The following is a 4,191-nucleotide window of genomic DNA, read 5'->3' as shown; positions in this document are numbered from 1 at the left end:
CGATCAGCTGCCGCCCTGCCGCCATCCGATCGGGCGGCCGGCATGTCGCGGAGGAAGTGGTTCTCGAACTGCAACGCTATATGGAATGGCGGTACAGCGAATCCATTACGGTTCGCAGCCTGGCCGCCCAAGTCCATCTTACGCCATCCTACTTGATCAGGCTGTTCAAAGAGCATACCGGGTACACGCCCGGTCAATATCTGCTCCGCATTCGCTTGAAGGCGGCGGCCCGCTATTTGCAGGAAAGCGACCTTCCCATCAAAGCGATTGCGGAGAAAATCGGCTTCAACAGCATCCATTATTTTACAAGGCGCTTCAAACATCAGTACGGAGACAGTCCCGCCAGTTGGCGTAAAAAATTAGTTATTTAACTTTACTAAAAAATGTTGCAATCTAAAAAAAGATGTAGTTAAATAGGGTTATGCAACAGCAAGACGTGGAGGTGGGGTAATGACAAAGAGAGCGGTAAGGGTCGTGGCAGCGCTATTGGCCGGGGGGATGACGGTCCAGCTGACCGCATGTTCAGTGGAAGTGAAGGAGCCTTACTACGAGGACAATCAGCGGATTGCCATCGGCGCCTGGGTAGCGCCGCCGCCGGGGTACATTAACGACGAGTCGTATAAGCAGGTGGCGGAGTCGGGCATCGACATCATCTATGGCCTGTACGAGGACATCGACCAGCATGCGCTCGACGCGCTGAAGTACGCGGAGCAGAACGGCATCCAGTATATGGCCCGCAGCAGATCGCTGTTCTCCATTCCGGAGGATGAGCTCGATCTGATGGAGGGGATGTTCGACGAGGTGGCGAAAAGCCCGGCATTGCGCGGCATCATGGTTGTCGATGAACCTGGAGCTGCCAAGTTTGAGCATCTGGGCGTGTTGAACAAGAAGTTTAAAGAGCTGTATCCGGATCTCATGTTCTACGTCAATTTGAATCCCATTTATTCCAGCCCGGATCAGCGGGATGGGCGAACGTATCAGGATTACATTGACGAATACATCTCGGTCGTCGGCACCGACTACTTGTCCTACGATCATTACCCGCTGAAGAACAGCCCGACCAGCGGCACGTTCCTGACGGAAAACTACTTGCTGAACCTGGACATTGTGTCCACCGCCACGAAGAAGGCGGGCATTCCGTTCTGGTTGTTCATCCAGGCGATGGGCTATTGGGTTGCCGGATCCGAGAACCGTCCCCCGAATGAAGCGGATATCCGCTGGCAAGTCTACAACTCGCTCGCTTTCGGCGCACGGGGACTGCAGCACTTTACTTATTGGACGCCTCTGAAGGATGATGTAACCGTTTTCTCGGAGGCGATGGTTGACAAGGAAGGCAATAAAACGCCGATTTACGACGCAGTAAAAAACGTGAACCATGAAATACTCGACTTCGATCATATTTATCTCAACTATGACAATGTCGGAGTCATGACGTTCCCTGTCGAGGATGCGCCGCCGGAGCTGTATATGGAGAACCGGCTTCCGTCCTTCGAACCGATCCGAAACGTGGAGAGCGAGCATCCGGTCGTCGTCGGCGCGTTCGAAGACAAGGATGGCAACCAGGCGATTATGCTGGTCAACTTCACGGACCCGGCGCATGAGCTGAGCAACGAAGTGACCATCAAATTCAACAAGGTCAAGGAAGTCAGCGAATACGGCATGGGCGGCAACAACCGCGTCAAGGTGAAGGGCGGCAGCTACAACGTCACCCTGGAGCCGGGCGAAGGCAAATTTATACTGCTTCTAAAATAAAAACAGGGAGGGTCACAGCATGAAAAAATGGGCAATCCTGCTGGTCGCGGCCGTCATGGCGTTCACGATGGCAGCCTGTTCCGGCAACAACGAGGAAGGCGACGGCAATTCGGAGACGGAGCAAGTATTGAAAATCGCGTATTTCAACGGCGGGTATGGCGATGAGTGGCTGAAAGGCTGGGTGGCGGCATTCGAGGCCGCGCATCCCGGCGTGAAAGTGGAAATCGAAGGCGACCCCGGCATTACCGAAAAAATGGGGCCGCGGCTGGAATCCGGCGCGAATCTCCCCGATCTGGCATTCGTCCTGCGGACGAACTGGCAGCGTTGGGGCATCATGGGCTATCTCGCGGACTTGACGGACGTGTACGAATCGACGATCGACAACGGCAAAACGTTCAAGGAAAAGCTGCAGCCCGGAGCGGCGGACTACGGTCTGATCCGGGACAAATATTGGGTGGCGCCTTGGACGGACGGCGCAACCGGCTTCGTCTACAACGCCGGCATGTTCGAGGAGCACGGCTGGAAAGTGCCGGAGACGATGGCGGAGCTGGAGCAATTGCTGCCGTCGATCAAGGAGAAGGGCATCGCGCCGTTCGCCTGGGGCGGCAAGGTGATGGCCTACTGGGATTTCCCTACGGTGGGCTGGTGGGCGCAATACGAAGGCGCCGAGGGAGTCGAAGCCTACAAGGAGATGGCAAGCCCGGACGTGTACGGACAGGAGGGCCGGCTCAAGGCGCTTGAGCAATTCTACGAGCTGCTGGCCGACCCGTCGAACAGCATCAGCGGCGCGGAGGGCATGGACCATATTCAATCGCAGATGGCATTCGTACAGGGCAAGGCGGCGATTATTCCGAACGGGGCTTGGCTGGAGAACGAAATGCGCACCTCACTGCCCGAAGGCTTCCGCATGAAGATGATGCAGCTGCCTGCGATTGACGGCGCCAAGGATGCCAAAGTCAACAATACGCAAGGCGGGGATTTCGCCATTATTCCTGCCAAAGCCAAAAATGTCGAGCTGGCGAAGGAATTCCTGAAGTTTACGGCCAGCGACGATATGCTGAAGCTCTTTACCGAAAAAACCGGCTCCGTCCGTCCATTCGTTTACGATGCGGCATCCGTCTCGGGCTTAAGCGAGTTTTCGCAAAGCGTCATCGATATTTGGCAGAACAGCCGGAACGTCTATCTCTTCTCGCAAAACCCGATTTATTACAGCAAGTACTATGATTGGCCGCTGGCGGGAGCGCCTTACATGATGATTTATATGGAAGACGAAACGCCGGAATCCGCTTTCCAGGGGAACTTGCAATTCGCCAAGGAAAACTGGGAGAAAACAAAGGCTGATCTGGGCATTGAGTAGCCGCCATGTAAGGGGAGAGGGCCATGAGTAGCACGACGAAGCGGGGTTGGTTCATTTTCCTGATGCTAGCTTTTCCGCTCGCGCATTTCCTTGTGTTTTTTGTCTACATCAATATCAACACGATCGTCATGGCGTTCCAGAAGCTGAACTACTTCCAGAACACCGTGGAATTTGCGGGACTGCGCAACTTCGAGCAAATTTTTACCGATATGAAGCGCAGCCCGCTGCTGGGCAAGGCTATCGTCAATTCCTTGCTGTTCATACCGGTGACGAACGGCATTCTACTGCCGCTCTCGATTATTTCTTCCTATATATTGTTCAAAAAGGTGTACCTGCATCAATGGTTCCGGGCGATCTTTTTTTTCCCTTCCATTCTGTCCATCGTCATCTTGACCATGGTGTTCTCCTTCATGTTCGATAGCACGTTCGGGGTGTTCAATGACATCTTGCAGGTACTGGGGCTGGAAGGCTGGCAGCGCACCTGGTTTGGCGACAAGCATACGGCCATGCCGATGGTATTCGTTTATTGCATCTGGGCAGGGATCGGCTTTAACGTCATTCTGCTCAACAGCGCCATTACGCGCATTCCGCAGGAAGTGATCGAATACGGGCAGCTGGAAGGCGTTCCCATGTGGCGGGAGCTGAGCCAGGTCGTCGTGCCGATGATCTGGCCGACCGTAACGACGGTGTTCGTGCTGGGGTCGACTTCGGCCTTTACGATCTTCCTGCAACCTCAGCTGCTGACCGGGGGCGGCCCGAACGGGAGCTCCTACACCATCGCGTTATATGTCCTGGAGCAGGTCAAGGCAGGGCAGCTGGAATACGCGGCGGCGGTAGGCGTGTTCTTCTCCGTCATTGGCATCGCCGTCGTTATGGGCTTCAAGCTGGTGCTGGAACGTATCGGGTCCAATGTGGAATATTAGAGATTTCCCGAATTCATTCATGATTTTCATGACCAAAGGAGAAGAGGACTCATGAGCAAAAGGTTAGGGCTGGCGAGCTTGGCAATGGCAATGGCGTTATTCGGGATGATGGGAAGCGTCTCCGCGGAGGGGACGGGCAAAGACGCGGCAACCGACTTC

The 4,191-nt window shown here is 54.9% G+C and carries 4 protein-coding genes; all 4 read left to right on the top strand.

Annotated elements, in window-relative coordinates:
* Window positions 1-371, top strand: a 371-nt coding sequence (locus PAT3040_RS30340) for a helix-turn-helix domain-containing protein (protein WP_181376936.1), incomplete at its 5' end; no start/stop codon positions are given.
* A gap of 79 nt (window positions 372-450) precedes the next feature.
* On the top strand, window positions 451-1,752 hold the full coding sequence (locus PAT3040_RS30335) for a beta-galactosidase (RefSeq protein WP_108995616.1): 1,302 nt from the start codon (window positions 451-453) through the stop codon (window positions 1,750-1,752).
* Window positions 1,753-1,771: 19 nt separating this feature from the next.
* Complete coding sequence (locus tag PAT3040_RS30330) at window positions 1,772-3,109, top strand: extracellular solute-binding protein (RefSeq protein ID WP_108995615.1); 1,338 nt, start codon at window positions 1,772-1,774, stop codon at window positions 3,107-3,109.
* Window positions 3,110-3,132: 23 nt separating this feature from the next.
* Entirely contained in the window at window positions 3,133-4,032 is a 900-nt protein-coding gene (locus PAT3040_RS30325; protein ID WP_087571708.1) for a carbohydrate ABC transporter permease, read from the top strand.
* Window positions 4,033-4,191 lie beyond the last annotated feature (159 nt).

The sequence above is a fragment of the Paenibacillus agaridevorans genome (assembly GCF_003112455.1).
Lineage (GTDB): Bacteria > Bacillota > Bacilli > Paenibacillales > Paenibacillaceae > Pristimantibacillus > Pristimantibacillus agaridevorans.
This window is presented reverse-complemented; position numbering and strand designations above follow the sequence as displayed.